This window comes from Pseudoxanthomonas broegbernensis (assembly GCF_014202435.1).
Taxonomy (GTDB): domain Bacteria; phylum Pseudomonadota; class Gammaproteobacteria; order Xanthomonadales; family Xanthomonadaceae; genus Pseudoxanthomonas; species Pseudoxanthomonas broegbernensis.
Genome location: NZ_JACHGU010000020.1, coordinates 1 through 4,075, shown reverse-complemented (window position 1 = coordinate 4,075; position 4,075 = coordinate 1). Strand labels below are relative to the sequence as shown.

The window sequence follows — 4,075 nt, the reverse complement described above, 5'->3', positions numbered from 1 at the left end:
CCGTCTGACCGCTCAACTGCGCGTTCTGCCAGGTGGTGCTGTCCATCTGCGAGCTGTGGCTGCCCACCTGCGCCTGGGCATAGGCGTACACGCCCATCTGCGCGCCCACCGACACGCCCACGCCCACCTCCACGCCCGCGCTGCGGCCGCGTTCATGCTCGCTGCCCTGGGCCCGGCCCGCTTCCAGCATCAGGTCGCCCGCCGCATCCAGGCGCAGCGTGTCGCCCGCACTCAGGGTGCCCTGCACCACGTGCAGGTCGCCCTGGGTGGCGGTCAGGCTGACGTTGCCGCCACCGCTGATGGTTGAGCCCTGCGACACCTGGCTCTGGCCCTCGTACTGGTTCTTGCTCGTGGCCACGCCCACGCCCGCCTCGGCGCTGAACAGCACCGCGTCGCCGCCGTTGGCGGCGCTGCGGACCGCACTGGCCGCCTGGTAGGCGCTGCCCGCCGCCGCCATCCCCTGCATCGCCTGCAGCCGCCCATCGGAATGGCGTGCGGCATCGACGTCGTTCACCAGGTCGATCAGCGGCGAGTTCACCCGCGCGAACACGCCGAACTTGAAGTCCTGGTCCTGCGCGCGGGCGCTGCTGGTTTCGTCGGCGGTGAGGATGTCGATCGTGGCCGCGGTGATGTCCACGTCCTGCGCCGCCACCACATGGCTGGCGGTCTGGGTGTAGGCCCCGCCCGCCTCCAGGCGCACGTTGCCGCCCAGGCTGCCCACCGTGCTGGCCACCTGCGAGACCAGCGTGTCCTCGTCGCGGTGGCGCTCGGTGTGGTAGCCGGAGAACCGCTCGGTGTCGGAGATCACCACCGTGCCGACTACACTGGCATCGTGTCCAAGGAGCGGATCGAAGATGGTGCTGTTGGCGTTGTGTGTGCTGGTGTGGACCGTGGTGTGGCGCGTGGCCGGATATCGTCCACGCACTTGGTGGACAAGGCCGCGACGCGGGACGATCTTCATCCCACCTGCGCGTACCGGCCGCAGCCAGTGCAAGCCACCCTGGGTGCGGCGCAAGCTGATCCGGCTCAAGGCGCTCTCGCCCGACCTGGGCTGCCGCACGCTGGCCGAGGTGTTCAACCGGCGGTTCGCGCATCGGCGCGTCAGCGTGGGCAAGAGCTTTGTGGCCACCGTGCTACGCCAGTCCGGGGCGGAGGTGGTACGCCTGCGGCGGGAGTACAAACACCGCATGCCCCGCCCGATACCGTGCAACCGCACCTGGGGGCTGGACCTGACCGGCAAGGCCGACCTCTCGGGCCGGCAACCGATGATCCTGGGGTTGGTCGATCATGGCGCGCGGGCCTGCCTGCGGCTGTCCGACCTGGCCGACAAGCGCAGCGCCACGATCCTGCGGGAACTGTGCAGCGCGTTCAGGAGGTTCGGTCCGCCTGCGCGCATCCGGGTGGACAACGAGGCCTGTTTCAACTCGCTGCTGATGAAGGCAGCGCTGGCGACGCTGGGGGTCAAGCTGCAAACCATCGAACCCCATTGCCCCTGGCAGAACGGGCGTATCGAGCGGTTCTTCGGCACGCTCAAACGGCATCTGGACAGGATCGCCATCGTCGATGGCGACGACTTGCGCCACAAGCTGGTCGAGTTCCGCTGCTGGTAAAACCATGCGCGGCCGCATCAGCACCTGGGCGGACATACGCCGGCGGAAGTCTGGGGCGGCAAGCGCAAATCCACGCGAGGCCCGAAGTTCGTAAGCATCTGGGATGGCGCGATCACTGGTTGGTGGTTCCCGCCGTAGCCGGCGGCCGGGATTCCAACGGGACGCACGAAGGGCAACACTGACTGTCCACGGGCGGGCTGCGCGGCGTGCGCGAAATCATCCATGAGTGGACAAAAGTTCACCCGCAATCACCCGACGAGAGGAAAAAGACAGGAAGGCGAAGCAGTCCAACACCCCAAACGACTCCAAATCCAGATGAAAAATCTCGGCTCATGGCTTGGAAATCACTCGCGGACAGTGTGGACGGGACACTCGCTGCTTAGCACCCGAAAAATCCTCCCGTTCGACTGAAAAATCCTGGCTCATGGCTGGAAAATGTTTGCGGACAGTGTGGACGGGACATCATGGCTGGAAAAATGCTTGCGGACAGTGTGGACGGGACAACGGGACATCTATTCTTTCGGAGTTTTCCAATTCTTATCTTCTTGGGCACGACGAACCATATACCATAACAACCAAATATGAATTACCAACGCCAACAGAGATCCATACTTGTCTCTTCCAAGCAACATGACAAAGATCAGACCAATATACACTCCACCACTAATTAATCGCGATCGCAGAATTCCAACCCCCGCTCCGCCGAGCAAGTGACGACACCTCTTATCAATCAGCGTTGCCACCCCCCACCCTATGATCAACGCAGCCAAAATCAGAATGAAGGAGCGATTCCTAATATCTCTAAAATTATCAGACTGATAAGTCAGAAATGACTCAATAATAGGTAAAACATTGAGAATCCAATTAGAAAATACTGCTATCAGCATCATGGAAAATAATGCAAACCACACTGCCACTGCAAACATTCCATAGAATGCCCTTTCCCTCTGAGAATCCCCTCTTGCAGAGCGCCCCGTGACAACATAACAATATTCAAGGGCACCCCATAAGGAATTTATAGACATATTTATCAATTCCTCGCTCGCTCGAGCTTCCTTACCATCTCTTGCATATCATAGATATTTTTAGCTTCCTCCAAAGAATATTCCGGATTTCCAGCCTGAATTCGCCTAGCCCCAAATTCCCTATTATCTATTGCCATAGCACGCATTGCCTTCCAGCCGCTTACCTCTACTCCAGTCAACTCTCCAAACACAGGGGTGTAATGCTGTGATTGGGCAACAGTGTCCAACCCCGCCCAAGTGACACCAATCGCTACTCCTGGCAGCCCGCCCACGGCAAGCGAGGTGTATGTCACGCCGCTAGTAACTCCCAAATGCCCGAGATCGCCCCCGGTTATCGGCTCGTTCTTGAGAAACATCCCGCCTCCCTCAATAAGAACTCCACCCCAAGCAGCAGCAGCCCCTATTCCTTTAGCGTAACGGGTTGCATCACCCCATCCGAAGAGCATCCCTATTGCCGATTCAGCCGTCATCTCGACCGCATAAGCACCAGTACCGGTCCCAGCCATACCCAAATTGAGGTAGTCGCTGGCACCCAGCTCGGTCCTGAGTTGCCCCGGCACAGGCGGCACTATCGAACTGGTCATGCTTGAAGTTGCATCCTCGGTATTCCATCCCGGTAGATAGACACTCGGACCTGCATACACCACACCCGGCAATCCAGACCGCTCCACCCCTGTCATGGTCCATTCAAATTGCCCCGTATTTGCATCCCGATACGGTGCGAACACGACCTCATCGCGAGGCAGGCTTTCAAAGTAGTCAGCAACGCGCTGTTCGTACTGACTTAGGGTCAGGGTTCCACTCTCTGCAAAGACGTACTGAAGCATCTCGGCATCTCGGCGGCGATTAGTCTGATCCAACTCTTGAGCACGCTGGCACCCTTGCGCATCACCCAGAGCACACTGTGCCTGAGCACTCATCAACTCTTCACGCTCAGCGTGCAAAAGCCAATTATTGGCCGTTGCCGATGTCGCAACCCCGGCGCCTGTACTTCCACCTACCGCACCACCTATTGCGGCACTGGCTATTAGCAATAACGCGCTACCTTCGGCACTGGTGGGATCAATCCCATTATCCCTCAACACCTGGATCATCTTCGGCAAGGCCATCTGAGTGAGACCGGCGCCAGCCAGCCCCTCCAGCCCATCACTGCCCCCCAGTACCGCAACTCCCGCGCCCACAATGCTGTGCAGGACTACCTTATGTGTGCCCCCTTCACTCCAACCATCTACTCGGACTTGAGCTGCCGTAATGGCAGTTGGATCGCCATTTTTCTTGGCAGCGTCCAGAGCGGCTTCAGCTCTGCCCTTCATCGCACTACTAAAGTCGCCTACCGCTTGGAACCCCACCTCTCCGGCCACCTGCCCCATCTCCATCCGCTCGGCCACCTTCTGAGCGTCGAAGATCTCCTTCAGCCCCTCTTGCTGCAGCTCGGTGACC

The 4,075-nt window shown here is 59.8% G+C and carries 3 protein-coding genes and 1 pseudogene; 1 reads left to right on the top strand and 3 read right to left on the bottom strand.

From position 1 onward, the window contains the following. Positions 1 to 961, bottom strand: a 961-nt coding sequence (locus tag HNR76_RS15120) for a hemagglutinin repeat-containing protein (RefSeq protein ID WP_246429187.1), incomplete at its 3' end; no start/stop codon positions are given. A gap of 43 nt (positions 962 to 1,004) precedes the next feature. Here HNR76_RS15120 and HNR76_RS15715 point away from each other — a divergent pair. Beyond that, positions 1,005 to 1,610, top strand: a complete 606-nt coding sequence (locus HNR76_RS15715) for an integrase core domain-containing protein (RefSeq protein WP_343059341.1) — start codon at positions 1,005 to 1,007, stop codon at positions 1,608 to 1,610. Positions 1,611 to 2,122: 512 nt separating this feature from the next. Here the strand turns inward: HNR76_RS15715 and HNR76_RS15110 are convergent. Both HNR76_RS15110 and HNR76_RS15105 read right to left on the bottom strand, forming a co-directional pair. Next, positions 2,123 to 2,635 (bottom strand): hypothetical protein, encoded by a 513-nt coding sequence (locus tag HNR76_RS15110; RefSeq protein ID WP_162312338.1) that lies wholly within the window; start codon positions 2,633 to 2,635, stop codon positions 2,123 to 2,125. Positions 2,636 to 2,640: 5 nt separating this feature from the next. Further along, positions 2,641 to 4,075 (bottom strand): annotated as a pseudogene (locus tag HNR76_RS15105) (hypothetical protein); the annotation flags it as partial.